Raw genomic sequence first — 25,715 nt, 5'->3', positions numbered from 1 at the left:
AATACTCATTTGCGTCCAATAAGCTTGATCAGCATAGGCTTTATCTACTTGTTTTTGTGCAGATACGTAGCTTTCGAAATCATGTGCAACAAGCCATGGATCGTGTGGGCTCTTAATTGCATTAATTACATCGTCAAATAGGCAAGGTTCAAATAAATTAAAGTGCCCGCTTTCTAGCAAGTGCATAACATTAGCTAAGTCGCTATTTTGCTCAATTAAATGTGCGGGGTTATAACGCGACTTAATATCATCAATCTGATGTGCCTCTGCACCAAATAAGAAGAAATTATCAGCACCAACGGCATCTCTAATTTCTATATTGGCGCCATCTAACGTGCCAATAGTTAATGCACCATTCATCATGAACTTCATATTACCGGTGCCTGAAGCTTCTTTACCGGCAGTTGAAACTTGCTCAGACAAATCAGTAGCTGGACAAATAACTTCCATGGCTGTCACATTGTAATTAGGTAAAAAAGCCACGCGTAAATACGACGACGCGAGGGGATCTTTATTGATCACATCTGCCACATTATTGATTAGCTTAATTATTTTTTTAGCCATGTAGTAACCCGGCGCAGCCTTACCACCGAGTAAAACACAACGTGGCACTAATCCTTGTGTATCACCACGACGAATGCGGTCATATAAATGGATAACATGGAGTATATTTAGTAACTGACGCTTGTATTCATGAATCCGTTTAACTTGTACATCAAACATCATGGATACATCAAACTCTACACTACAGCGCTCTTTAACTAAATCAACTAAACGTTGCTTGTTTGTTACTTTGGCTTTTTGCCACTGTGCTTGAAATGATGTGTCATCATAAAAACGACGTAGCTGGTTTATTTGAGCAAAGTCACGTACCCAATCGGTGCCTATTTTCTCACTAATCAATTCACTCAATGTAGGGTTACAATGGGCAAGCCAACGGCGAGGTGTAACCCCATTGGTTTTGTTATTAAACTTGTTAGGCCAAAGTGTATAAAACTCTTTAAATAAACCCGCTTTTAATAGCTCTGTATGCAGTGCAGCAACACCATTAACTGAATAGCTGCCCACAATGGCTAAATAAGCCATGCGAATTTGCGGTTCGCCACCTTCCTCTATTAGTGATAGCTCTCGCTGTTTATCAACATCACCAGGCCAATGCTGTGCAACTTCGGCTAGAAAACGTGCGTTTATCTCAAATACTATTTCTAAAATACGGGGTAACAATTTTGAAAATAATGAAACTGACCATTTCTCTAACGCTTCTGGCAATAAGGTATGATTTGTGTAGGCCATTGTTTTTGTGGTTATTTGCCATGCATCATCCCAGTCGAGCTCGTAATCATCAACTAACACTCGCATAAGCTCTGCCACAGCAATACTTGGATGAGTATCGTTTAATTGAAAAACATGGTAATCGGCAAAATCAGTAAAGCTTTCACCATGATCACTCACCCACTGATCAACAATATCTTGAATACTTGCTGATGATAAAAAGTATTGTTGGCGTAGTCGTAGCTCTTTACCATTTTCACTGCTGTCGTTAGGGTAAAGTACCATAGTGATTTGTTCGGCTAAGTTTTTTTGTGCAACGGCTTCTGAATAACTACCCGCGTTAAATTCAGTTAGGTTAAATTCGTCGGTCGCTTCTGATTTCCATAAGCGCAGCGTGTTTACAATATTGTTTTTATAACCAGGAATGGGCACATCGTAAGGCACTGCTAACACGTCATGGCTACTAACCCACTGGCGGTGTTCTCTACCTTGTTTATCAGTATAACTATTTACATAACCACCGAACTTAATACGCTTAGAATGCTCGGGAGCACTTAGCTCCCAAGGGTGCCCCTCACGAAGCCAATTATCGGGTTGCTCTATTTGATTACCATCACTAATTGATTGGTTGAACATTCCGTATTCGTATCTAATGCCGTAACCCACAACGGGTAAAGCTAAACTTGCACAGCTATCTAAAAAACACGCAGCTAAGCGCCCTAAGCCACCATTACCAAGGCCTGCATCGTGTTCTGCGTCTTCGACTGTTTCAATTTCGGTACAATATTCTTGTAGTGCCGATGAAACTTGATCCTCTAAATCAAGATTTAATACCGCATTGCCCAGGGCACGCCCCATTAAAAACTCAAGTGAAAGATAACTGGTTTTTCTGCTTTTTTGCTGTTTGATTTTTTTATTCGTTTCTCGACACCGTGCCACTAAACGATCGCGGATCGTCAATGCTAATGCATGGTACAAATACAGCTGTGACTCACCGACTTTGTCTCGCCCTAGGGTGTAATAAAAATGGCGCGTTAAATCATCTTTTAAGGTGCTTTCGTCTATTACTGGGCCTTCTTGCCACCCCTTTACAACACATACTTGTTCAACTTGCTTAGCCATTAGCTACGTCCTCTAAGTTAGCACTAAAAACCCAACTACTTTGTGCAGAAATTTCAACGGGTACATCTTGGTGAGTTGTTAAAGATGCATTATTTACACTTGATAAAACCATTTGCCACTGCGCATTAATAGGTGATGGAGGCAACTGACAACTGACTGATTTTTTATTAGCATTGAATACAATAAGTAATGCGTGTTTATTTTGCTTATCAAGCAAGCTATACATTAAAAATTGACGCGAATTCTCATGCCAATGCGAATCTGTCATGGTTTTACCTTGCTCGGTAAACCATTTAACAGTAAAGCGCTCGTCTATATCGTCTAAAAATACACTGTGTTTAAACGCACTATGAGCACGCCTAATTTTTAGGGCATCGTCTATAAAACGCGTTAAAGAATGATTCAGCTGTGAGTCTTTCCATGCAAGCCAACTCGTACGATTATTTTGACAATACGCATTGTTATTACCTCCTTGAGAATGTGCCATTTCGCTGCCAGCAGCAATCATAGGCACGCCTTTAGAAAGGATTAATGTGAGTAAAAAGTTTTTTTGTTGTTGTAATCTTAATGCGGCTATTTTCTCATCATTGCTAAATCCTTCAGCCCCGCAATTAAATGAGTAATTAGCACTGTGGCCATCTCTGTTTTGCTCGCCATTTGCTTCATTGTGTTTATGCTCGTAACTCACTAAATCAGCAAGGGTAAATCCATCGTGGCTGGTTATAAAGTTTATGCTATTGAGTGGGCCTCGGTGGCTATGCTCAAATATATCAAACGAGCCATGTAAACGTTTAGCTACGTTGGCTATAATTCCCTCATCGCCTTTCCAAAAACGACGAATAACATCTCGGTATTGGTCATTCCACTCTCGCCAAGGTGGAGGAAAAGCCCCGAGTTGATACCCACCAGGGCCAATATCCCATGGCTCACTAATTAACTTTACCTTATTTAAAACAGGGTCTTGAGCAATAGTTTGTAAAAAAGTATGCGCTGAACTAAACCCAGCCTTTGAGCGGCCCAGTATTGTTGCTAAATCAAATCTAAAACCATCGACACCCATTACTTCAACCCAATATCGCAGGCTATCGAGTACGAGCTGCAAGGTTTTTGGGTGATCTATATTAATGGTATTGCCACACCCCGTATCATTTATGTATACATTAGGTTGTGCTTCTGCTGTGCGGTAATAAGCAAGGTTGTCTAAGCCGCGCAATGACAATATGGGGCCATCATTACCCGCTTCAGCTGTATGGTTGTAAACAACATCTAAAATAACTTCAATATCTGCAGCATGAAGCTCCTTAACCATCTGTTTAAACTCGTTAATATCGTCGTTTACCAAATAGTCTTTGTGAGGAGTGAAAAAGTTAAGCGTGTTGTATCCCCAATAATTTTGTAGGCCTTTGCCTGTTAAAAATTGCTCGCTAATAAAGGCATGCACAGGGAGTAACTCTATTGCTGTTACACCAAAACTTTTTATATGGTCAATAAAATGCGGGTGACTCAATCCTAAAAATTTGCCTTGCAGCGCCTTAGGTATTTTAGGATGACGACACGTAGTCCCTTTTACATGACACTCATAAATGACTGTTTTAGACCATCTGTGATTCGGTTTTTGATGTTCATACGAATCAATTGATGACACTTTTGATTTTGGTATATCAATGGCATTGTTAACGGTACTTTTGGTGCCTATTGGCATTTGTCCATAATGGCGTTCACTCCATGTAAACTCACCAAATAAATCTTTTGCGTAAGGGTCAATTAATAATTTATGTTCATTAAATAGCGAGCCAGTATCAGGATTATATTCGCCCTCAACCCTGAACCCATAAAGTGCCCCAGTATTAAGCGGTGCAATATGGATACTCCAAATACCACCTTCATTTATATTCATAGCCACTTTTAGTATTTCAGAGTGGCCACTTTTATCAAATAAACACACATACGCTTGTGTCGCTTTTGGCGCGTACAATGAAAAATTAACACCATTTAAATGCAAGCTCGAGCCAAGAGGCTCAACAAGGCCGTGAGTTACTTCAAATTGATTACTCATCTTGTACCTTTTGCAAATAAATTGTTGTTAAGCCACCCATAGCAATAGTGATGCTTTGGTTAAAACCATGTTGAGGATTGTCGTTAGTGACAACAGTATTTGATTGGTTTTGCGATACTTTAATACCCGAGCCAAAAAATTCGCTTTCATCCGTATTTATTATTACTTTATAAACGCCTTTGCTCGGAACGCCTAAGGTATATTCTTGATATGAAATTGGCGTAAAGTTGGCAATCACCACTACAAAGTCCTGGGCATTTTTAGCATAACGTACAAAGCTTAAAATGCTTTGCTCGTTATTATTGTTGTCAATCCAATCAAATCCTGCGGCACTTGAGTCAAGTTCATACAGCGCGGGTTGATTTTTATAAACCTCATTTAACGTTTTTACTGTCTGCTTTATACCTTTATGGCTTTCATGTTGTAATAAATGCCAATCAATAGAATGATCATGCCCCCACTCAGCACGTTGAGCTATTTCCCCCCCCATAAATAACAACTTTTTACCTGGGTGTGCCCACATAAATGCATAATAAGCACGTAAATTTGCGAATTTTTGCCAATCATCGCCCGGCATCTTTTCAATTAGCGCGCCTTTCCCATGAACAACTTCATCGTGACTCAGCGGTAAAATAAAGTTTTCACTAAATGCATATACCATCGAAAACGTGATTTCGTGATGGTGATGTTGCTTATAAAGTGGATCGCGTTGCATATACAACAAGCTATCGTTCATCCACCCCATATTCCATTTATAGCCAAAGCCTAGGCCATTATGCTCAACACTCTGCGTAACACCTGGCCAAGCAGTCGACTCTTCTGCCACCATCATAATGCCAGGGTTGTTTTTATAACTGCGTAAATTAACCTGTTTGAGGCATTCAATTGCACCGAGGTTTTCGCGACCGCCATAGCAATTAGGTATCCACTCACCTTCTTTACGGCTGTAATCTAAGTACAACATTGACGCAACGGCATCTACTCTTAAACCATCTAAGCCAAATTGATGAAGCCAATACATTGCATTAGAAATCAAAAAGCTCTTAACTTCTGGACGGTCATAATTATAAATATAAGTATTCCAATCTGGATGAAAGCCTTGGCGCATATCGGCATGTTCGTACAAGTGCGTACCATCAAATCGGTGTAAACCATGGGGATCACTTGGGAAATGCCCAGGAACCCAATCAAGTAAAATCCCTACGTTATATTTATGGCATTGCTCTACAAAATATTTAAAGCTGTTGTAATCGCCAAAACGACTGGTTGGAGCAAACAGCCCAACAGGCTGATAGCCCCATGAACCGTCAAACGGATATTCACTTATGGGCATAAGCTGTAAGTGAGTAAAGTTCATTTCAAGCGCGTAGCTTACGAGTTTGTCGGCAAGTTCGGTATAACTTAAATAACGATTACCTTCACCTCGCTGCCACGACGCTAAGTGCACCTCATAAATACTGATTGGTGCGTCTATATGATTACGCTTTTGCCTATTGCTTATTGCTTGTTCACTTAACGCTATTGCCTCTGGTTTGTATTGAAGAACACTCGCGGTACCAGGTGCCTGTTGCATTTTAAAAGCGTAAGGGTCTGCTTTTTCTATTACCTCACCACTTTGCGCTGTAATGGCAAATTTGTAGCACATGTCTGCTTTAAGCTCGGGAATAAATAACTCCCACACACCACTGGCAGGGTGAAAACGCATAAAATGTCGATTCGCTTGCCAAAAATTAAACTCACCAATAATTGAAACGCTGGCTGCATTAGGTGCCCACAAACAAAAACGAACACCATCTACATCTTGCTGGTTGGTAAAGTGCGCGCCAAAGTGCAAGTATGCATGCTCTAAACTGCCCTCGTTGAATAAGTACATGGCATCTGTATCAAGCTCACTGTTAAAACTATATTCATCAAAAAACGTAGTCGAAGTGTCGCTATATTTAGCTGTACATAAATAAGGCGAGGTAGGCAAATGACTTACACGGGCTATAAATAAATCACTGTGCTTATATCTTTGCGTTTCGACTATTTGATTGTCAATTAACAAAGAAACATGTTGGGCACCGGGTAAATATACACGCACTTCTATATTTGATTCACTTACTTTATGTGCACCTAAAAAGCTAAATGGGTCTTTAAATCGCCCTATGTTAAGTGCATTAACTTGGGCATCGTAGTCAGCGCATTGAGATTTAGGTAATGCCGAACTATTTGAAGCTGTACTGCTCATTTAACCCTTCCTTATTGAATCGATTGCAGCTAAAAGCGTGGCGTTGTTAGCAAAAATTTCTTCACATGTATGTGTTAATACACGTCGCCAATTTGGATATTCTTTGTCTGTACCAGGAATATTCACCGGATATTGCTGTTCATCTAAATCATCTATTTGTAGTGCAAACAATCGAGAATCTGAGCCAGCTAAACACTGGCTAAGCGCACGGTAAACCGACTTAGCATCGCTGTGTATTGTTAATGTAAGATTAGCTGTAGCATTAATAAAACGAAGCAATCGCGTCTTTTCATCGATTCTCTGGTTGGTAATTTGCGTTGATTGTTGGTCGCCAATTAAATGATATTGTTGTTTTATAGCTATGTCATCGTGCTGCCACCAGCCTGTAAAGGGCGGTACATCGTGATTTGCAATCATCAACAAACACTGAGAGGGTAATTCGTGTAATGGTAAAAAATCACCATCGTTTTGCTTTTCAAAATAAAACAAACTGTTTGAAAAAATACCACTACTTGATAATGCATGTTTTACTTCTGGTGGAACAATGCCTAAATCTTCACCTATAACTATGCTTTGATTAATATGCGACTCTATTTTCAAAATAGCCAGCAAATGTTCAAAGGGGTAATAAATATAGCAACCATCACGCTGACCATTATTTTCAAAACACCACCACAAGCGGCGAATAGCCATAACATGGTCGATTCTTAGCCCGCCTACATTCTGCATATTTTCACGAATTAACGAACGGTAAAATGAGTAGTTATTGTGTGCTAAACTTTGCGGGTTTAAAGCCGGTAACCCCCAATCTTGCCCGCCCTCAGCCCAAGGGTCAGGCGGTGCACCCACACTGGCATTATCGGCGAATAATGACTGTTGTGATTTGAACTCAACACCATCGCCAGCGCACCCAACAGCTAAATCATTAATCAGACCTATTGCCATACCTCCTTTCATACACCGCTCTTGACATAAACCAAGTTGAAGATGCGCTTGCCACTGTAGGTAATAATCAAAAAGAGGGGTTTGTGAATCTATTGTTTTTAAGGTGGGCTGATGTTTATCGCAAAAAGTATTAAATGCATCACGACGAAGCTTACTGGCTGTTAATTCAAAATGGTTGTACAGTGCTTTAAATAATTTATATTTAACGCAACTAACATCCTCGTAATTAATAAACTGTCCGCTTTTATTTAAAAGAGAAGTCGCCTCATCACTTTGCATAATTTTTGCTAATTCAGCATTGTTTTTACTGTCTTCGCACAAATCAACAGAAATGTATAAAGGGTTTAGTAACGCTCGACTATTAGGGCTGTATGGGCTTGCACGCTCAGGCATGTCGCAAAACAACAAATGCAGAGGATTGAGCAATATGTAATCCATATTGTGCTCACAGCACAAGTCAACTAGCGTGAGTAAATCTGAAAAGTCGCCAATTCCCAGTCTTTCATTATTTTTAAGCGTATATAACTGAACCGACACCCCCGTTTTTTTTGTGTCTTCAACTTGAAATACACGCTCGGGCACAGACCAGATCTCAGTACTTGCGTGCTGTTCACCTACTGTAATGTCTGCGTGGTAATACCCTATTGGTATTGAAGGTAAAGGCAGTGCAATTTCAATATAACGGACGCCATTAAAGTGGTATTCACCTGTAATTTTTAAATCATCAAGGTTAGTAAATTCACACTTTATTCCCAGTTGTTCAACACTTACTGATGCAGTTTGGCTAAGTTGTCTGTCATCTATTTTCACTTTTAAATAAAAGTCTTTTTGCTCAATTAAACTTACATTGGGCAAGAGCTGCATCCAAGGCTCTACATCGAGCTTGTAATTTAATTGAGCTATTTTATTATAGTTGTTGGTATCAACACCACAACATTTCAGGGCACGCTTACGTGTATCTTCACTGAAAAATATCTGCTCGCCTGTGTATTTAGTAAACTCATAACCAATACCGTGTAAGTAAAACAACTGCGAAAGTTCGTTCATTTACAGGCCTTAATTAATACGTTGGGTGTTAACAATACTATTTTCAGTTCCAAAACTGTTAGCCTCATAAGCGTCTGCTTTATGATCGTTATCCCAAAATTCGCCATTTATTAAATACCGAAAGTGGTATTTTTGATCAAGAGGAAGGCGTTGTTTGCATTTAAACACACCTTGTTTTTTATTAAGCTTCATTGGCACGGGCTGCCAGCTGTTAAACTCGCCAATTAAGCAGACCTCTTGCGCATCTGGGTGAGCAAATTCAAAGGTGATTTCCGCTTCATCTTTTGTTTTAAAAAATCGTTTGTGCAACATAGTAGGCTCCAACTAAACAGTAAAAGGTATTTAATTATTGCCACAGGGCCTATTTTTAAGCTGGCGATGTGGGAATGTATTCAGTCAAACTTTAAGCTAACCGTAGTAAAGCAAACTTTTGTTTACGCTTTATTACAGTGCAGGCAATCTTACTTATCGCACTTTATTAGTGCGTAAAACATAAAATATAGATATTAAGAATGGCATATTTAGTACACAGCAATTTTCAAACCAATTGGAGCGATTTAACTATTTAATACTTACCTTTATTACACTGATGACTTGGTTTGAAGTAAAAAGAGAGCTTACCCAATAAACTGCTTTTGTTACGTATTCACATCAGTGATAATACACATCAAGTTAACGCTCTGAAATATCGTAAATTTCATGTTGAAAAAAAGCATTTTATTAACTACAGCATTCATTTTTTTAGTTGTCGCAGTGTTTATTATTTCCTCAATCTACACCTTGTATAGTAAAAAGGAAATTTCATTCGACCCTAAACTCAAAGAAATATCAGGCATTGAATTTGATAAGCGCGATCGCTTGTGGGCAATTAATGATGGGGGTGACGATCCAAAGCTTTACCGCTTAAATAAAGATGGGTCGATTGCGCAAGAAATTTTAGTTTCTAATGCTAAAAACATTGATTGGGAAGACATGACTCAAAATAAATTTGGTCATTTCTTTTTAGGTGATTTTGGCAACAATAAAAATGATAGGCGTTGGCTTACTATTTATAAAATAGAGAATCCAATTGATATCAAAACCGATACAACAAATGCCGAAATAATAAAGTTTACGTATCCTGAAATGGATGGCAATCAAATAAAACCAAGTAATCGTAATTTTGATCTAGAAGCGTTTGTAGCCTTGGGTCGCCACCTTTATTTATTCACTAAAAACCGCACAGAACCTTTTGATGGCATTACAAATTTATACAAAGTAGGCGACCACGCTGCTAACTTTAAAGCCCAATTAATAGGATCTTTTAAAACCTGTACAACAATGGAAAAACTGTGCTGGATAACCTCTGCAGCGTTAAGCCCAGATCGTAAAAAACTCGTACTACTCGACTCTACCAGTATTTGGTTATTTGAGAACTTTAAAGGTGATCAGTTTTTCTCTGGTGATGTGTCTAAAATAGATTTAGGCATCGTTACGCAAAAAGAAGCCATCACTTTTTATGACGATAATACAATTGTATTCACCGACGAGGAGTTTAAAGGAATTGGTGGTAATGCCTACTTTATAAAACTTGATAAAGCAAAAAAAGTGGTTGTTAAACGCGCTCTCCCATAGTGCAATAAAACATAAATTTACATAGGAAGTACATCAACGTTTAAACTTGGTTTCTAAAATAACCGAAGAAGTTGTGCGTTCCACACCATCTAAATTACCAATATCATCGAGTAAATGGCTGAGTTTTTCTAAGTTTTGTGCTTGTACAACTGCAATTAAGTCAAACTCACCACTTATAGCATAAAGCTGTGATATCGCATCAATTTGCTTTAGCTCAATATTCGTCTTAGTAGTAAGCTTTTGAATCACCTTTATTGACACATGTGCCGATACCATTTTACTTAAAAAAGCATCGCCGTAATCAACGCTATAGCCTTTAATAACACCCGTTTCTTCTAATTTAAGCATCCTACTTTGCACGGTAGAACGCGATAAATTAAGAATTCTAGCTAAATCAGAAATACTCGCTCTAGCGTTGGTTTTAAGGACAGAAAGTAACTTTTCATCTTGTGGAGTTATCATATTGCTTATTGATATCGTTATTTTGACTTTTATTGTAATCAATTTTCACAAAATAGCACTGCAAATTTAACTTATAACCTTCGATAATAATCACTAATAACAAAAATTACCTAGCTCAGAAAACGCTAACGTTTTTATTTTGCTAATCTTTATTCAATATTCACAATTTTTAGGTGTACATAATGCAAGTAACAAGAGACTTATTTAATGATGTAATGGTGCCAAACTACAACCCTTCAGCTGTTATTCCAGTGCGAGGAGAAGGCTCACGTGTATGGGATCAAAATGACAATGAGTTTATTGATTTTGCAGGCGGTATTGCCGTTAATTGTTTAGGCCACTGTCACCCAGCGCTTGTATCTGCTTTAAAAGAGCAAGGCGAGAAAATTTGGCACTTATCAAATGTAATGACTAACGAGCCTGCCCTGCGTTTAGCACAAAAAATGGTTGAAGCGACATTTGCTGATAAAGTGTATTTTGCAAACTCAGGCGCAGAAGCCAACGAAGCGGCTCTTAAGCTTGCTCGTCGTTTTGCACTTGACGTACACGGCGAAGAAAAATCGCAAATAATCGCATTTAACAAAGGTTTTCACGGTCGTACATTTTTTACTGTAACGGTGGGTGGACAAGCAGCTTACTCTGATGGCTTTGGCCCTAAACCTGGTGACATTATGCATTGTGATTACAACGACATTGCAGCATTTGAAGCACTTATCAGTGATAAAACATGTGCCGTGATGATGGAGCCACTTCAAGGTGAAGGCGGCATTATTTCACCTACCGACGAATTTGCTAAAAAAGTACGCGAATTATGTACTAAACACAATGCACTACTAATTTTTGATGAAGTACAAACAGGCGTTGGCCGCACTGGCGATTTATACGCTTACGAAGGCTTAGGGGTAGTACCCGATATTTTAACAACCGCTAAAGCGTTAGGTGGTGGTTTTCCTATAGGTGCTATGATCACACGCACTGCTATTGCAGAGCATTTAAAAATAGGTACGCACGGCTCTACGTACGGTGGCAACCCACTTGCCTGTGCAGTAGCAGAAGCTGCCTTTGATACCGTAAATACACCTGATGTACTAAACGGCGTTAAAGAGCGCGAACAGTTATTCCGTGATGGCTTAAACGCAATAAACGAAAAATACAACGTATTTAGCGAAGTACGTGGTAAAGGTTTACTAATTGGTGCGGTATTAAACGATAAATATGAAGGCCGCGCACGTGACTTTTTAGTTGCCAGTGCTAACAATGGTTTAATGAACCTTGTTGCAGGCATGAATGTTATTCGTTTTACCCCTTCTTTAGTTATTCCATTTGAAGATATTAAAGAAGGCCTAGCACGCTTTGAAAAAGCAGTAAGCGACGTAGTAAACGGCTAATTTAATTAAGCGCGCCCTAGGGCGCGCTGTTGGAGCAAGTAATAAATGCAAGTATTACGTCCTATTACCACTGCAGATTTTGCCGCACTTAAGCAAATTGCAATCGAGTCAGGCCATGGGTTTACATCACTTCCGGTGGACGATGAGCAATTAAAAGAAAAAATAGATCGTGCCGAAAAAAGCTTTGCTAAAAATATCAATCAGACGTTAGATGAGAGCTACCTATTTGTTTTAGAAGATAGCGAAACAGGTGAAGTCATTGGTACTACCGCCATAGAAGCCGCGGTTGGCTTATCGGTACCGCTGTACCATTACCATTTAGGTAAAACAGTACACCACTCGCCTACACTTAATGTTTATAACACCGTAGATATTTTAAGCATGTGTAACGATTACACCGGATGCTCTGAAATATGTACTTTGTTTTTGCGCGAAAACAGCCGCAAAGGTTTAACCGGTCGATTTTTATCACGTTCACGCTTTTTATTTATGGCGCAGCACAGCGAACGCTTTGCCGATACCGTGATTGCTGAGATGCGCGGTGTAAGTGACGAAGATGGTCATTCACCGTTTTGGCAGTGGCTGCAAGAGCACTTTTTTAGTATTGAGTTTCCTCAGGCTGATCACTTAGTGGGGCTTGGCGATAAAGTGTTTATTAGTGAGTTAATGCCTAAATACCCTATTTACGTCAACTTACTCAGTAAAAAAGCCCAAGCAGTGATTGGCAACGTGCATGATAAAACTAAACCGGCGCTCAAACTGCTCGAAAAAGAAGGTTTTGAGCATCGTGGCTACGTTGATTTGTTTGATGCAGGGCCAACGGTAGAAGCTAAGCTTGGTAATATTCGCAGTGTTCGTGAGTCTCAAGTATGCCCTATTACAATTGGCGAGCTGGAACATATTAGCCAGCACAGCTCAGATACTTTAGCCGTTTGCAATCAAGGTGTAAGTGGGTTTAGAGCAACCTTTACCCAGCACGCCCACTATAACCACGCTAAGCACACATTAGTAATAAGCCAAGAAGTGGCTGATGCCCTTAATCTATCCCAAGGAGATGCAGCGCGTTTTTTCCGCCTGTAAAACAAATATGAACACACACCTTATAAATAACCAATGGCAAACAGGCCAAGGCCCCGCTTTTAACTCTGTTAACCCAAGTAACGGCGAAGTTGTATGGCAAGGTAATGGCGCAAATGCCGAGCAAGTAGATTCTGCAATTAATGCAGCTAGAGCCGCACAAGTACAGTGGGCCGATACGCCAATTGAGTCGCGTATAACCATACTTGAAAACTTTGTAGCACAATTAAAAGAGCACAGCGAAGAATTTGCAGCCATTATAGCGCGCGAAACCGGCAAGCCTCTTTGGGAAACACGAACAGAAGTAGGCGCTATGACTGGTAAAGTAGCCATTTCTATCAAAGCCTATAATGAACGCACCGGCACAACAGAAAACCCAATGCCGGGTGCTAAAGCCTTTATACGCCATAAACCACACGGCGTTGTAGCTATATTTGGCCCGTATAATTTCCCTGGGCATTTACCTAATGGCCATATCGTACCGGCTATTTTAGCGGGTAACACCGTTGTATTTAAACCGTCTGAGCTAACCCCTCACGTTGCTGAATTTACTTTAGCACTTTGGTTAAAAGCAGGATTACCAGCGGGTGTTATTAACCTAGTTCAAGGTGAGGTAGAAACAGGTAAAGCACTTGCTTCACATAAAGACATAGACGGCTTATTTTTTACCGGCAGCTCAAACACCGGCCATTTATTACATAAACAGTTTGCAGGCCACCCAGGTAAAATATTAGCACTTGAAATGGGCGGTAATAACCCATTAATAGTTAAAGATGTAGCCGATGTAAACGCTGCAGTGCACGATATTATTCAGTCTGGCTTTATTACTTCTGGCCAGCGCTGTACTTGTGCCCGCCGCGTGTTTATTGAGAATTCAACCAATGGCGATGCCATTTTAGAAAAACTAATTAGCGCGACTAAAAATATCGTTGTTGACGACAGTTTTGCAACTGACCAGCCATTTATGGGTGCAATGATAAGCGAAAGAGCAGCCCTTGGTATGGTTGCTGCGCAAAAAGAATTAGTTGAAAGCGGCGGCGAAATACTCGTTGAGCTTAAGCAGCTAAAAGCAGGCACCGGCTTTGTAAGCCCAGGTATTATTGATGTTACTAACATTACCAACATGGCCGATGAAGAACACTTTGGCCCGCTTATAAAAGTTTACCGCTACAACAACTTTAACAGCGCAATAGCAGAGGCTAATAACACCAGCTTTGGTTTATCAGCAGGCTTACTTGGCGATAACGAAGATGATTACAGCCACTTTTTAAAGCGTATTCGTGCTGGCATTGTAAATTGGAACCGCCCTATTACGGGTGCATCTAGTGCTGCACCGTTTGGTGGTATTGGTGCAAGTGGTAATCACCGTGCTAGCGCTTATTATGCTGCAGATTACTGCGCTTACCCTGTTGCGTCGGTTGAATCAGAAAAAGTGAATTTACCGCAAACTTTAGCACCTGGCTTAGTAATAGAATAATACCCATTTTTAAGGATTTAACATGCATACTAACGTAAATACATTATTTGAAAACCTATGGGATAACTATTTAGCAGTTACCCCATCGGCAGATGAAATTCATGACCTTTTAGGTTCAACCCAAAAAGACGACATAATTAACGACCATATTGCGCTACGTACGTTCAATATTGAAAAAGTAGGCCTTGAAAAACTAGCAGCACACTTTTTAGCGTTAGGTTACACAGAGTGCGGCGAATACCACTTTGAAGCTAAAAAGCTATACGCTAAACACTACGAACACAGCGATCCTAAGCAACCTAAAGTATTTATCTCTGAGTTATTAGTTGAAAAGTGTTCACCAGAGTTACAAGCCATTGTGACAGATATGGTAGAGCAAATAGATGAAAACGCAGTAATTGCCGATAACTTTTTATACTCAGGCACCCATTGGCAAGTAAGTAGCGACACTTATAAGCAATTACTCGCTGAAAGTGAGTACGCAGCGTGGATGTCGGCATGGGGCTACCGTGCAAACCACTTTACTGTAAATATTAATATGCTTGCCAAGTTTGATAACATTCACGATGTTAACCAAGCGCTTAAAGATGCAGGCTTTGCGCTTAATACATCAGGCGGCGAAGTAAAAGGCTCGCCAGAGGTGCTACTGGAGCAATCATCAACACTTGCTGATGATTACGCCGTTACCTTTGGCGACGGCGACATGCGCATTCCTAGCTGTTTTTATGAGTTTGCAATACGTTACCCTAAAGCTGATGGTGAACTTTACACAGGCTTTGTTGCAGCTTCAGCTGATAAAATATTTGAAAGCACAAACGCTCGCTAAATACTCTTGGTAGTTAATTTTTCAACGTAAAAAAGCCCTTTTGGGCTTTTTTTAATGCCGCAACTCTGTTTTAAGTACCCAAAATACCCTTTAAGCTGGGTATAGATTTAATATTCTTGTCGTTAAGATAAGCACTTTAAATCGTATAACCGTTTGTTTATAAATAAAATAAATTATTATTAATTTTAATGTTTTTTATATTGCATAACATAATATTGGGTATTATTATCTCGCCGCTTCTTGATGATAGCCAATCCGAGTACATTACAAACCCTGTTTGTAGCAAGGCGATAGAGCAACTATCCAAGAGTGAATTTGACTGTGCGTAAGCACTATTGATCTCACTCAACCGACTCGCGGATAAACCATAACCCGAGCGGTTGCTTAATTGACTCGGAAAATATAATGGCTTTATCAACTCAACTAAAAGACACCGTAACTAAAGTACCTTCAGCAGCGGTTGCTGCAAATCAGGCATTTGATTATGTACAACCGACCAACACGCACATTGAGCAACTTGCAGCACAATTTGGTGCACCACTTATGGTCCTTGACTGCGAAGCTATTCGTCGCCAATACCACGCGCTTAAAAATGCATTACCAGGCGTTGTTTTACACTTTGCATTAAAACCACTGCCTTTAGCCGCTGTTGTGCGCACCTTACTTGAAGAAGGCGCAAGCTTTGATTTGGCAACAAGTGGTGAAGTTGATTTAGTGGCAAGCCAAGGCGTGCCAAGTGAACGTACTATACACACTCACCCTATTAAGCGCGACAGTGATATTCGCGATGCGCTAGCGTATGGCTGCACAGTGTTTGTTGTTGATAACATAAACGAGCTTGAAAAGTTTATTGCCTACAAAGACCAAGCTGAAATTTTAGTGCGCTTAAGCTTTCGTAATAAAGATGCATTTGCAGATTTATCTAAAAAGTTTGGCTGCAGCCCTGACGCTGCAATTGACATTATTAGCTACGCACAGCAACTAGGTATTCGTATAAAAGGATTATCGTTTCACGTTGGCTCGCAATCACCAAACCCAACTAAATATGTTGAAGCAATAAATGCGTGTGCAAAAGTAATTAACAAAGTCAGTGAACTTGGTTTACCAGCACTTAGCACACTCGATATTGGTGGTGGTTTCCCTGTACCATACAGCGCAGATGTACTGCCAATTAACGTTTTTTGTGCACCAATAAATGTAGCATTAGCGCAATTACCCGAAACAATGCAAATTATTGCAGAGCCGGGTCGTTTTATTGTAGCAAGTAGCGTAACTAGCGTAGCCTCAGTTATGGGCCAAGCGCAGCGCGAAGGTAGAACGTGGTATTACTTAGATGACGGTATTTACGGCTCTTTCAGCGGCTTAATGTTTGACGAAGCAGCCTACCCTATAGACAGTGCTAAACAAGATGGCGAGCGTTTTGAGTCTGTACTTGCTGGCCCAACATGCGACAGCATAGACGTAGTGAGTGACTCGATTATGTTGCCAAAACTAAGCAACGGCGATTTAATTATCAGCCGTATGATGGGCGCATACACACTGGCTACAGCAACCGACTTTAACTTTTTCAAACGAGCTGAAGTTATTGTATTAAACGAACAAGTACACAGCCAGGTATTAACTGGCTAATTGGTTAAATTTCCTCAACTATAGTTACGTTGGCTTGTAACTATATACTTAAACGCAGTTGCTCATTCCAACTGCGTTTTTTAGCTTTAAAAACAACCTGATACTCAATGTAGTCTGTAGCAATAAATAATTGTATTTGTTTACTCGTATTTATTTACCCCCAAAATGTTAAATTGCATATCGCGACTATTCTTACCGGGTTTGAACAAACTTAAATTCGCCCACTATCACTTTCAATTACTTAAACATAGCGAATATTTGCATTAAACTTACTCTTAACCATTGCTTTTAAGTTGATCGCCCCACACAACTTTAACGTAAGTGTTTTAAATTAAAGGTGCCAATCATGAAAAATGAACTCGACAATAAACAAATACTTGCCGTGTACGAGCGAATACAAAAACGCGGAGAAACGAACGATGAAGGCAAGCATTATCAAGGTGTTACTGCATTCTCAGATGTAGATGGATACACAATTTATTTACAAGGTAGTGGCGTACTATTACGCTTTGGTTTTCATAACACTTATCATCTTGATTACGAGCACGATAAACATAAAGATGATTTCTTAAAAAAATTACACAATATCGCCAACGAGGAATAATGTATCCAAGAAAAGTAAGAAAGCGCAGCGACAGCAAGCTCAATACAGCCTTTATCAATCAGGTAATAGCTGCGCTTAAATCAGATCCATCAAAACTCGCCGTCATTCAAAAAAACCTGGAACAATACAGAAGCCAACGCCATTTAAAACGGGGGTTTTTACTCGCAATTGAACGCTTTGACTGGGTATTTGAGGCAAGTGATGATGTTAATTTCATTTGTGAACAAATACTAGCTGACGACTATATTGGAAATCGCCTAAGACGTTACCCCCTTCTATTCAAAGGCGTGATTAGCGAACAATAATAGCTATTATTTATATTAAATAACATCTATACAAGCCAGATAAAAATCCTCAGGTAAGTTCCAAACTAGCGTTGCTAATATTGTTTAGCCAGAGCTAGTTTCCTTACCGTACCCCTAGCAATACTAACCTTCCCTAAGTTATTAGTGCACTAAGTAATTGTTGTGTTTGTGCTCAGTTGGATTAAAAAAATACTATTAGTACTCTAATTATTACCACTCAAATAAATTTATTTATCTTTTATTTGATAACAAGGAGTAAAGATATAATTACACTCTTAAGTATTTCTAAAATAATATTTAAACTACTGTTTTAAATAGTAATTAACCATCTATTGCATCTATTTACTTAAGCACTTCTCCTGTTGGTTTTATTAATAATTCATCTACATTTTAGTATCTGACTATTTACTTCACCCTTGAATTGTTAGAGCTATTACCTTAAGGTTATCTTTATTGAACGTTCAATTAATAAAAATTATGCCTAAAGTTGGAATGGAACCGGTCAGGCGTCAACAGTTAATTGACGCGACAATTGAGTCAGTGGCGATGCGTGGATTACAAGCAACCACTATTAACAGCATCAGTAAAAATGCGGGTTTATCGTCAGGCATTATTAGTCATTACTTTGGTGGTAAGCAGGGTTTAATAGAAGCAACTGTTCGTTATTTGCTTTCTAATCTTAAAAAAGACCTTATTGAAAAAGTGTGCAACAACACCAGCGCTACACAGCGCCTTATGTTTATTGTTGAAGCTAACTTTGCGCTTGTACAACAGCGCAGTGATACAACCAAAACTTGGTTGAGCTTTTGGGCGCAATCAATGCACGATGACGAACTTCACCGACTGCAAAATGTAAACAGTAAACGCTTGCAAAGTAATTTAGCATTCTCATTTAAGCAATTAATGCCTATTGAGCAAGCAAAACAAGCTGCTGAACTTAGCGCCGCTATGATTGATGGCCTATGGTTGAGAGCAGTATTGAGTAAATCAGACAAAAACCAGTTTAAACACAGTGAAACTCTAGCAAAAAGCTATGTCAATTCACTCATCAAGCAATATGGAGCCTAGCGTGAGCACACCAGTCTATCAAAATTTTATTAATGGCCATTTTCTTGCTAACCAAAGCGGTGAAACTTTTGATGTAACTAACCCTGCAACAGGTGAAGTTATTTACAGTGTCGAAGTTGCCGATGAATTTGTTCAAAACGCAGCCATTGAAAGTGCAAAGCAAGGTTTTGCACAGTGGTCTAAAATGACACCTATTGAACGCAGCCGTATTTTATTAAACGCTGTGGCAATACTTCGCGAACGTAACGATGAGCTTGCCTTAATAGAAGTGCTTGATACCGGTAAGCCAATGCAAGAAGCAAACTGTGTTGATATAGAAACCGGCGCCGATGTAATTGAATACTTTGCAGGCCTAGCCCCTGCGCAAGTAGGCCAACAACAAATGGTAGGCGAAGACTTTTACTATACACGTAAAGAGCCATTAGGGATTTGTGCCGGTATTGGTGCGTGGAACTACCCGCTACAAATAGCATGTTGGAAATCAGGCCCAGCCCTTGCTGCTGGCAACGCATTTATATTTAAACCATCTGAAGAAACGCCACTAGGCGCTATTAAACTTGCCGAAATTTTTGTAGAAGCGGGCGTACCTGCTGGCGTATTTAATGTAGTACAAGGTGCGGGTGATGTAGGCCAATGGCTAACTGCACATAGTGAGATTGACAAAGTGTCGTTCACTGGCGAAGTAGGCACAGGTAAAAAAGTAGTCGCAAGTGCTTCAGGCACATTAAAAGACGTAACCATGGAGCTTGGCGGTAAGTCGCCGCTTGTTGTGTTTGATGATGCAAATATAGAGCAAGCAGTCAGCGCTGCCATGCTAGGTAACTTTTATACCCAAGGCGAAATTTGCACTAACTGTACACGTATTTACGTTCATAAAAATATATATCAGCAATTTATTGATGAGCTTAAAACGCGAACAGAGAAAAATATTATTGCGGGCGACCCGCAAGATTTAAACACTAACTTTGGTGCGCTTATCTCTAAAAAGCATCAAGACTTAGTAATGAGTTATGTCAATAAAGGGATTGAAGAAGGCGCAACACTGCTTACCGGTGGTTCAACGCTTTCACCTGAATCAGCGCCTGATGGTTACTTTGTTGCACCTACTGTGTTCATTGATTGCAACGATGAAATGACGATTGTTAAAGAAGAAATATTCGGCCCAGTAATGAGCGTACTCGTTTTTGAAGACGAAGACGATGTAATTGCACGGGCTAATGGTACTCACCTAGGCCTAGCTGCAGGCGTGTTTACTAGCGATATTAAACGCGCACACCGCGTAATTCATCAATTAGAAGCCGGTATTTGTTGGATTAATGCCTATGGTAACTCACCTGCTGAAATGCCTGTTGGTGGTTATAAGCAATCTGGTATTGGCCGTGAAAATGGCATAGAAACACTTGATCATTACACGCAAACCAAGTCTATTTATGTTGGTATGGCCGACATAGAAAGCCCATTTTAAGGCGCCCTTTTATGAGTAATCATTACGACTATATTATTGTTGGTGCGGGATCTGCGGGTTGTGTTTTAGCTAACCGATTATCTGAAGATTCAAGCAACAAAGTGTTACTACTAGAAACCGGTGGCAGTGATAAAAGTATTTTTATAAAAATGCCAACGGCGCTGTCTATTCCTATGAATACTGACAAGTACGCATGGCAATTTCATACTCAACCAGAACCGTATTTAGATAACCGAAAAATGCATTGCCCTCGCGGTAAAGTACTTGGGGGCTCGTCGTCGATTAATGGCATGGTGTATGTACGCGGCCACGCTAAAGACTTTGATGAGTGGCAGCAACACGGTGCCAATGGTTGGGATTACCAATCGTGTTTACCGTATTTTCAAAAAGCGGAAAGCTTTTACCTTGGAGAAAACACATACCGAGGTGGCAAAGGCCCACTTGGCGTTAATAACGGTAACGAAATGCAAAACCCGTTGTACACCACGTTTATAAAAGCAGGTGTAGAAGCCGGTTACGCTAGTACAGACGATTATAACGCGTCACAGCAAGAAGGCTTTGGCCCAATGCACATGACCGTTAAAAACGGTGTACGCAGCTCGGCTTCTCGTGAATATTTAGACCCTGTAAAATCACGTAGCAATTTAACAGTCATTACTGGCGCACTTGCTCAAAAAGTTATTCTAGACGGTAAAAAAGCCACAGGCATTGAGTACAAGGTAAACGGTAATGTTCAAACAGCACATGCAGCAAAAGAGGTTGTTTTAAGTGCAGGCCCTATTGGCTCTCCGCATATATTACAGCTATCTGGTATTGGCGATAAAGACATCCTTGAAAAAGCAGGCGTTGAAGTTAGTCACCACTTACCGGGTGTGGGTCAAAACTTACAAGATCATCTTGAATTTTACTTTCAATATAAATGTAAGCAGCCAATTACACTAAACGGCAAATTGGGTCTTATTTCCAAGGGCTTAATTGGCGCTAAATGGTTACTCACTCGAAAAGGTTTAGGCGCTACTAACCACTTTGAGTCATGTGCATTTATCCGCTCAAAGCCTGGAGTTGAATGGCCTGATATTCAGTATCACTTTTTACCAGCCGCTATGCGATACGATGGGCGTAGTGCATTTGCAGGTCATGGTTTTCAAGTTCACGTAGGTCATAACAAACCAAAAAGCCGTGGCAGCGTTACTATTCAATCAGCTAACCCTGAGCAACCGCCACAAATTTTGTTTAATTACTTACAGCACAAAGACGACATTGAAGGCTTTAGAGCCTGTGTGCGTTTAACTCGCGACATTATTGAGCAAAGTGCCTTTGATGATTACCGTGATGAAGAAATTCAACCAGGTAAACATATTCAAACAGATGAAGAAATAGATGCCTTTGTACGCCAAGCCGTAGAGAGTGCTTACCACCCTTCTTGCTCATGCAAAATGGGTGAAGACAACATGGCCGTAGTTAATTCAAATACCCAAGTACATGGTATTGAAGGCTTACGTGTGGTTGATTCGTCAATATTTCCGACAGTTCCTAACGGAAACCTTAATGCGCCTACGATTATGGTTGCTGAAAAAGCCGCTGATTTAATTTTAGGTAAAAGTCCATTACATAAATCGGATGTGAATGTTGCCATACCAACTAACTGGCAAGAAACGCAACGTAGTACGGAGATTTAATTTTAGCCACATGCTTGGTTTATCCTCGTTAGGTTTAACCACAGCGTGCCTTGCAGTGGCGAACAACATAAATTGGTTATGTTGTAATAATGCAAGATTGAACAATAAAAACGGAGTGCTTATGAATAACTCACTATTGGAGGGTAGCAATGACCATTTGGCTTAATGCTGGTATTATTTTTACCCTACTTGCAATTACAATCATTTTATTAAAATGGGGTAATGTACGTGTTGTTGGTGTTACACCAGTTAAAACACTTACTTTTATCGCAATACTCTTTACCTCAGGCCTTGATGTTGGCCTTATAATGTTTCCTTTAACTGAGTTTGCAGGTTATGCAGACATAAAAGCAAGCCCAGAATACGCGTTTGCAAATCCACTGGCCATTGAGTTTGGTTACTGGGGATTTTTGATCTGGGGATTTTACTTTCTTACGTGTTTTTATTTCTGTGTAATAGAACCTAAAGTTAAATTTTTCGAAATTCCTTGGGTTAAATTTATCAATAATGTAGTAATTATTGGTACGTGTGCTTTTACCGCATACCTTTTACTTTCAAACCTTCCATGGTATTTACCTGAAATTGGTGATGGTTCAAGTGTCGTTTCTGAGTTTTACTTAATTGTATTTGCAGCAATTTGTTTTGCGGTATATTCAAGTACTGATATTAAGTACGTACGATTTTTAAGTATTTCTACAACTTGGTTATTCATAGCATTAATTGGGTTTATGTGGGCAGGTGCCTTTGTATTGGGTGACAGTCAAATGTCAGCATTCACAGATAACTTAGCCTCTATCGGCACATACTTTGCCAACATAAATGAATTTGTTTTACCGCTTAACGATTACCATGAATTTTACCTATTTTGGTGGTTTGCTTGGAGTATTATGATTGGACAGTTTACTTCTCGTTTTGTTGGCGGGTTAAAAACTTACCAAGTACTTGGCGCTATGTTGATTTTCCCTTCAATACCAATCGCAATTTGGTTCAGCGTACTTTACCACTATCATGAAGCGGGAATTCCAACGCAAGGCATTAAAAACTTTGCAATGGTATTTGTAGGTATTGTGTTTGTTATTAATTCACTTGATTCGTTAGTGCGTTTATACACAGATAATTTAAACATCACTGTAAAACGCTTTGGTAAAGCGAAGTATATGATTGGAAACATACTTGCGCTTTCATTATTAACATTATTGTTCAAGCTAGAGTTTTTACAAATACAGTGGGTAGGTGCATTGGTGATTGCCTTGTTTTTCCTATGTGCTGGCTTCATTGGCTATAGCAAATTTAAAACCGTTAATAGTATTGATAGCTCACCAAAAGCAAACAAGATTGACTACACTAAAATTGAGACACAAAGTTAGGGATTTATAATGAACAACAAACTAAAACAACTTGCAGTAGCATTGCCACTAGCACTTTTATCAACAACGGCAGCTGCAGACTGGTCAACAACTATCACAGCAGCATCAGATTACACTTTTAATGGTGTTAGCCAAACAGATAACGACCCTGCCTTACAAGCAAGTTTAGATTATGCTTTTGATAATGGCGTGTATGCCGGTGTATGGGCATCAAACGTTGACTTTGGTGACGATACTGATTTTGAACTAGATGGCTATGTTGGTCGATATGTACAATTAAACGACAAGTTTAGCGTTGACTACGGTATTGCATACTATACATACCAAGGTAATAACAGTGATGGAAATTACCCAGAGGTTTATACTAAATTTGGTTACGCAAGTGACTACGGCCAAACAGAGCTTAACTTTTGGTACAGCTGGGATTATTTTGGAACAAGTGCGGGCCATGTAGTTTCAATGATTGCTCATACTTATGAACTTGCACCAAATCATGCAATACGTGCAAGTTTTGATATCTCTAATTCACTTGACGGTGAAAAATGGGCTTGGGATGTAAACCAAAAGAAATCGTATAATCACTACCGTCTTGCTTATCAAACAAGTTACGAAGGTTTTGGTATTGAAGTAGCAGCTGAAAATACTAGCCTTGACTACGATTACGCCGATGAGCGCATTGTGTTAGCAATTTCAAGAACATTTGATTTATAAAGATTAATTAATTTTAACTCTGTACATAAAGTTAGCGAACCACAACCCAGGTTCGTTAAACTGAAAAAAGCCTCTTTATGAGGCTTTTTTATTGTTTAAATATTCAATTAATGCGCTTGATGTCAGCGGTCTTGAAAAGTAATACCCTTGCAAATGCGTTACGCCAAGTTGAGTAAGCTTTTTGCACTGCAAAGGTGTTTCAACCCCTTCAGCAATAACATTAAAATTAAGCGAACTTGCCATTTGCACTACTGCGTTAACAATGCTTAAGCCTCTTTCATCCTCATCTTGAACAAAACTTTTATCTACTTTTACAATATCTACACCAACATCAAGCATACTTGATAAAGAAGAGTAACCGGTTCCAAAATCATCTATTGAAATTCTAACACCCAACTCTTGTAATGATTTAACCACATACAAAAATGTATGCTTATCGTTTGCAAATACAGATTCAGTAACTTCTAAATGAAGCTTATGAGCAGGAAAATTTAAATCCGCCAAAATGCTTTTAACCTTACTGGCAAACTCTATCTCCTTAAGCTGCATTACAGATACATTAATACTGACTGATAAATCTGGAGTTAATTTTTGAAAAGTAAGTGCTTGTTGGCATGCCGTTTCGAGTACCCAAAAACCTATTTTTGAAATTAACCCATACTGCTCAGCAATAGGTATAAACTCGTCAGGAGGAATGTTTTCTCCTTTCAATTGCCAACGTATAAGCGCCTCAATCGCATAAATATCATGTGTTTTAGAGTCAATAATGGGCTGGTATACTAACGAAAAACAATTGTTGATGAGCGCTGTTAAAAGCTCTTCGCTAAGCAGGCGCTTTCTTTCTAATTCTGAACGAAGCGACTCGCTAAAAAAACTTATTTGCCCACGATTCATTCTCTTTTGATGATACATTGCCATATCGGCATTTAAAATTAAGGCATCCAGATCTCTACCATGCTCTGGGTAAAGTGCAATACCTATGGTTGCCCCTACCCGTGCACCGTGCTCTGTTTCTGGATGATCCTGCGTAATTGCATCAATAATTTCTTTAGCAAAATCGTATGTATTTTCTTTGCATACAAAATCACTTAAAATTAAAAACTCATCGCCACCCCAGCGGCACTTTTGCTGATTATGAGCACACACGTCAGAAATACGTTTCGCTGTTCTTCTTAAAACATTATCGCCTACCTTGTGACCCATCACGTCATTTATATTCTTAAACCCATCTAGGTCTATAAAAAATAGCGCAAAAGGTGGGTCTGGATAATGCTTAATTCTCTTTTTTGCATCATTTAAAAATGCATTTCGATTTAATAATTGAGTTAGCGAATCAGAGTTTGATAAATGCATTATTTCTTTAGTACGCGC

General features: G+C 39.5%; 20 protein-coding genes. 13 read left to right on the top strand and 7 right to left on the bottom strand.

The features are described 5' to 3' along the window. The 5 genes from BCG07_RS10725 to BCG07_RS10705 all read right to left on the bottom strand — a co-directional run. Window positions 1–2,394: glycogen/starch/alpha-glucan phosphorylase (locus tag BCG07_RS10725; RefSeq protein ID WP_286890082.1), on the bottom strand; the 2,394-nt coding region annotated here is incomplete at its 3' end. Continuing rightward, window positions 2,387–4,450 carry a glycogen debranching protein GlgX gene (gene glgX, locus BCG07_RS10720; RefSeq protein WP_286890081.1) on the bottom strand — a complete coding sequence of 688 codons (2,064 nt, stop codon included), beginning with the start codon at window positions 4,448–4,450 and terminating at the stop codon, window positions 2,387–2,389. The genes BCG07_RS10725 and glgX, both read right to left, overlap by 8 nt. Next, window positions 4,443–6,680 (bottom strand): 1,4-alpha-glucan branching protein GlgB, encoded by a 2,238-nt coding sequence (gene glgB, locus BCG07_RS10715; RefSeq protein ID WP_286890079.1) that lies wholly within the window; start codon window positions 6,678–6,680, stop codon window positions 4,443–4,445. The genes glgX and glgB overlap by 8 nt, the downstream gene beginning before the upstream one ends. After that, window positions 6,681–8,672, bottom strand: a complete 1,992-nt coding sequence (malQ, locus tag BCG07_RS10710; RefSeq protein ID WP_286890077.1) for a 4-alpha-glucanotransferase — start codon at window positions 8,670–8,672, stop codon at window positions 6,681–6,683. Window positions 8,673–8,681: 9 nt separating this feature from the next. Then, on the bottom strand, window positions 8,682–8,984 hold the full coding sequence (locus BCG07_RS10705; RefSeq protein WP_006791773.1) for an isoamylase early set domain-containing protein: 303 nt from the start codon (window positions 8,982–8,984) through the stop codon (window positions 8,682–8,684). A 387-nt stretch (window positions 8,985–9,371) separates the two neighbouring features. On the opposite strand from BCG07_RS10705, the gene BCG07_RS10700 reads away from it, so the two are divergent. After that, the gene (locus tag BCG07_RS10700; RefSeq protein ID WP_286890076.1) at window positions 9,372–10,286 is read left to right on the top strand and encodes a hypothetical protein; all 915 of its coding nucleotides are present in this window, start codon (window positions 9,372–9,374) and stop codon (window positions 10,284–10,286) included. A 33-nt stretch (window positions 10,287–10,319) separates the two neighbouring features. Here BCG07_RS10700 and BCG07_RS10695 read toward each other — a convergent pair whose 3' ends face one another. After that, entirely contained in the window at window positions 10,320–10,748 is a 429-nt protein-coding gene (locus BCG07_RS10695; protein ID WP_006791771.1) for an Lrp/AsnC family transcriptional regulator, read from the bottom strand. Window positions 10,749–10,930: 182 nt separating this feature from the next. Between BCG07_RS10695 and BCG07_RS10690 the strand changes: the two genes are divergently transcribed. From BCG07_RS10690 to BCG07_RS10635, 12 genes are all read left to right on the top strand, one after another. Then, the gene (locus tag BCG07_RS10690) at window positions 10,931–12,136 is read left to right on the top strand and encodes an aspartate aminotransferase family protein (RefSeq protein ID WP_286890075.1); all 1,206 of its coding nucleotides are present in this window, start codon (window positions 10,931–10,933) and stop codon (window positions 12,134–12,136) included. Between the two features lie 45 nt (window positions 12,137–12,181). Further along, window positions 12,182–13,216, top strand: coding sequence for an arginine N-succinyltransferase (astA, locus tag BCG07_RS10685; RefSeq protein ID WP_286890073.1), 1,035 nt, complete (start codon window positions 12,182–12,184; stop codon window positions 13,214–13,216). Window positions 13,217–13,223: 7 nt separating this feature from the next. After that, window positions 13,224–14,690, top strand: a complete 1,467-nt coding sequence (gene astD, locus BCG07_RS10680) for a succinylglutamate-semialdehyde dehydrogenase (RefSeq protein ID WP_138739682.1) — start codon at window positions 13,224–13,226, stop codon at window positions 14,688–14,690. Between the two features lie 22 nt (window positions 14,691–14,712). Beyond that, entirely contained in the window at window positions 14,713–15,516 is an 804-nt protein-coding gene (locus tag BCG07_RS10675) for a DUF1338 domain-containing protein (protein ID WP_286890070.1), read from the top strand. 405 nt (window positions 15,517–15,921) lie between these two features. Next, window positions 15,922–17,145, top strand: a complete 1,224-nt coding sequence (locus tag BCG07_RS10670; RefSeq protein WP_286890068.1) for a type III PLP-dependent enzyme — start codon at window positions 15,922–15,924, stop codon at window positions 17,143–17,145. 346 nt (window positions 17,146–17,491) lie between these two features. Next, window positions 17,492–17,749: a DUF3081 domain-containing protein gene (locus BCG07_RS10665; RefSeq protein ID WP_286890066.1), complete on the top strand. Its 258-nt coding sequence runs from the start codon at window positions 17,492–17,494 to the stop codon at window positions 17,747–17,749. Continuing rightward, a complete protein-coding gene (locus tag BCG07_RS10660) occupies window positions 17,749–18,054 on the top strand; it encodes a hypothetical protein (protein WP_271481025.1) in 306 nt (101 codons plus the stop codon). The genes BCG07_RS10665 and BCG07_RS10660 overlap by 1 nt, the downstream gene beginning before the upstream one ends. 492 nt (window positions 18,055–18,546) lie before the next feature. Next, window positions 18,547–19,122 (top strand): transcriptional regulator BetI, encoded by a 576-nt coding sequence (betI, locus tag BCG07_RS10655; protein WP_008127893.1) that lies wholly within the window; start codon window positions 18,547–18,549, stop codon window positions 19,120–19,122. A gap of 1 nt (window position 19,123) precedes the next feature. Next, complete coding sequence (gene betB, locus BCG07_RS10650; RefSeq protein ID WP_243534098.1) at window positions 19,124–20,587, top strand: betaine-aldehyde dehydrogenase; 1,464 nt, start codon at window positions 19,124–19,126, stop codon at window positions 20,585–20,587. An 11-nt stretch (window positions 20,588–20,598) separates the two neighbouring features. Beyond that, complete coding sequence (gene betA / locus BCG07_RS10645; protein WP_286890064.1) at window positions 20,599–22,266, top strand: choline dehydrogenase; 1,668 nt, start codon at window positions 20,599–20,601, stop codon at window positions 22,264–22,266. Between the two features lie 149 nt (window positions 22,267–22,415). Then, the gene (locus BCG07_RS10640) at window positions 22,416–23,633 is read left to right on the top strand and encodes a BCCT family transporter (RefSeq protein ID WP_008127897.1); all 1,218 of its coding nucleotides are present in this window, start codon (window positions 22,416–22,418) and stop codon (window positions 23,631–23,633) included. Between the two features lie 9 nt (window positions 23,634–23,642). Further along, window positions 23,643–24,344: a TorF family putative porin gene (locus tag BCG07_RS10635; protein WP_039037422.1), complete on the top strand. Its 702-nt coding sequence runs from the start codon at window positions 23,643–23,645 to the stop codon at window positions 24,342–24,344. Window positions 24,345–24,419: 75 nt separating this feature from the next. Here BCG07_RS10635 and BCG07_RS10630 read toward each other — a convergent pair. Then, the coding region (locus BCG07_RS10630) for a putative bifunctional diguanylate cyclase/phosphodiesterase (RefSeq protein WP_286890060.1) at window positions 24,420–25,715 on the bottom strand (1,296 nt) is incomplete at its 5' end.

This window comes from Pseudoalteromonas sp. ESRF-bin5, assembly GCF_002632075.1.
GTDB classification, from domain to species: Bacteria; Pseudomonadota; Gammaproteobacteria; order Enterobacterales; family Alteromonadaceae; genus Pseudoalteromonas; species Pseudoalteromonas marina.
This window is presented reverse-complemented; position numbering and strand designations above follow the sequence as displayed.

Excerpts from the sequence above, each read along its gene's own strand:
- BCG07_RS10670 (WP_286890068.1), top strand. The coding sequence starts at position 15,922 with ATGGCTTTATCAACTCAACTAAAAGACACCGTAACTAAAGTACCTTCA.
- BCG07_RS10690 (WP_286890075.1), top strand. The coding sequence starts at position 10,931 with ATGCAAGTAACAAGAGACTTATTTAATGATGTAATGGTGCCAAACTAC.
- BCG07_RS10695 (WP_006791771.1), bottom strand. The coding sequence starts at position 10,748 with ATGATAACTCCACAAGATGAAAAGTTACTTTCTGTCCTTAAAACCAAC.
- BCG07_RS10640 (WP_008127897.1), top strand. The coding sequence starts at position 22,416 with ATGACCATTTGGCTTAATGCTGGTATTATTTTTACCCTACTTGCAATT.
- BCG07_RS10665 (WP_286890066.1), top strand. The coding sequence starts at position 17,492 with ATGAAAAATGAACTCGACAATAAACAAATACTTGCCGTGTACGAGCGA.
- BCG07_RS10705 (WP_006791773.1), bottom strand. The coding sequence starts at position 8,984 with ATGTTGCACAAACGATTTTTTAAAACAAAAGATGAAGCGGAAATCACC.
- malQ (WP_286890077.1), bottom strand. The coding sequence starts at position 8,672 with ATGAACGAACTTTCGCAGTTGTTTTACTTACACGGTATTGGTTATGAG.
- BCG07_RS10660 (WP_271481025.1), top strand. The coding sequence starts at position 17,749 with ATGTATCCAAGAAAAGTAAGAAAGCGCAGCGACAGCAAGCTCAATACA.
- astD (WP_138739682.1), top strand. The coding sequence starts at position 13,224 with ATGAACACACACCTTATAAATAACCAATGGCAAACAGGCCAAGGCCCC.
- BCG07_RS10675 (WP_286890070.1), top strand. The coding sequence starts at position 14,713 with ATGCATACTAACGTAAATACATTATTTGAAAACCTATGGGATAACTAT.
- glgB (WP_286890079.1), bottom strand. The coding sequence starts at position 6,680 with ATGAGCAGTACAGCTTCAAATAGTTCGGCATTACCTAAATCTCAATGC.
- glgX (WP_286890081.1), bottom strand. The coding sequence starts at position 4,450 with ATGAGTAATCAATTTGAAGTAACTCACGGCCTTGTTGAGCCTCTTGGC.
- betA (WP_286890064.1), top strand. The coding sequence starts at position 20,599 with ATGAGTAATCATTACGACTATATTATTGTTGGTGCGGGATCTGCGGGT.
- astA (WP_286890073.1), top strand. The coding sequence starts at position 12,182 with ATGCAAGTATTACGTCCTATTACCACTGCAGATTTTGCCGCACTTAAG.
- betI (WP_008127893.1), top strand. The coding sequence starts at position 18,547 with ATGGAACCGGTCAGGCGTCAACAGTTAATTGACGCGACAATTGAGTCA.
- BCG07_RS10700 (WP_286890076.1), top strand. The coding sequence starts at position 9,372 with ATGTTGAAAAAAAGCATTTTATTAACTACAGCATTCATTTTTTTAGTT.
- BCG07_RS10635 (WP_039037422.1), top strand. The coding sequence starts at position 23,643 with ATGAACAACAAACTAAAACAACTTGCAGTAGCATTGCCACTAGCACTT.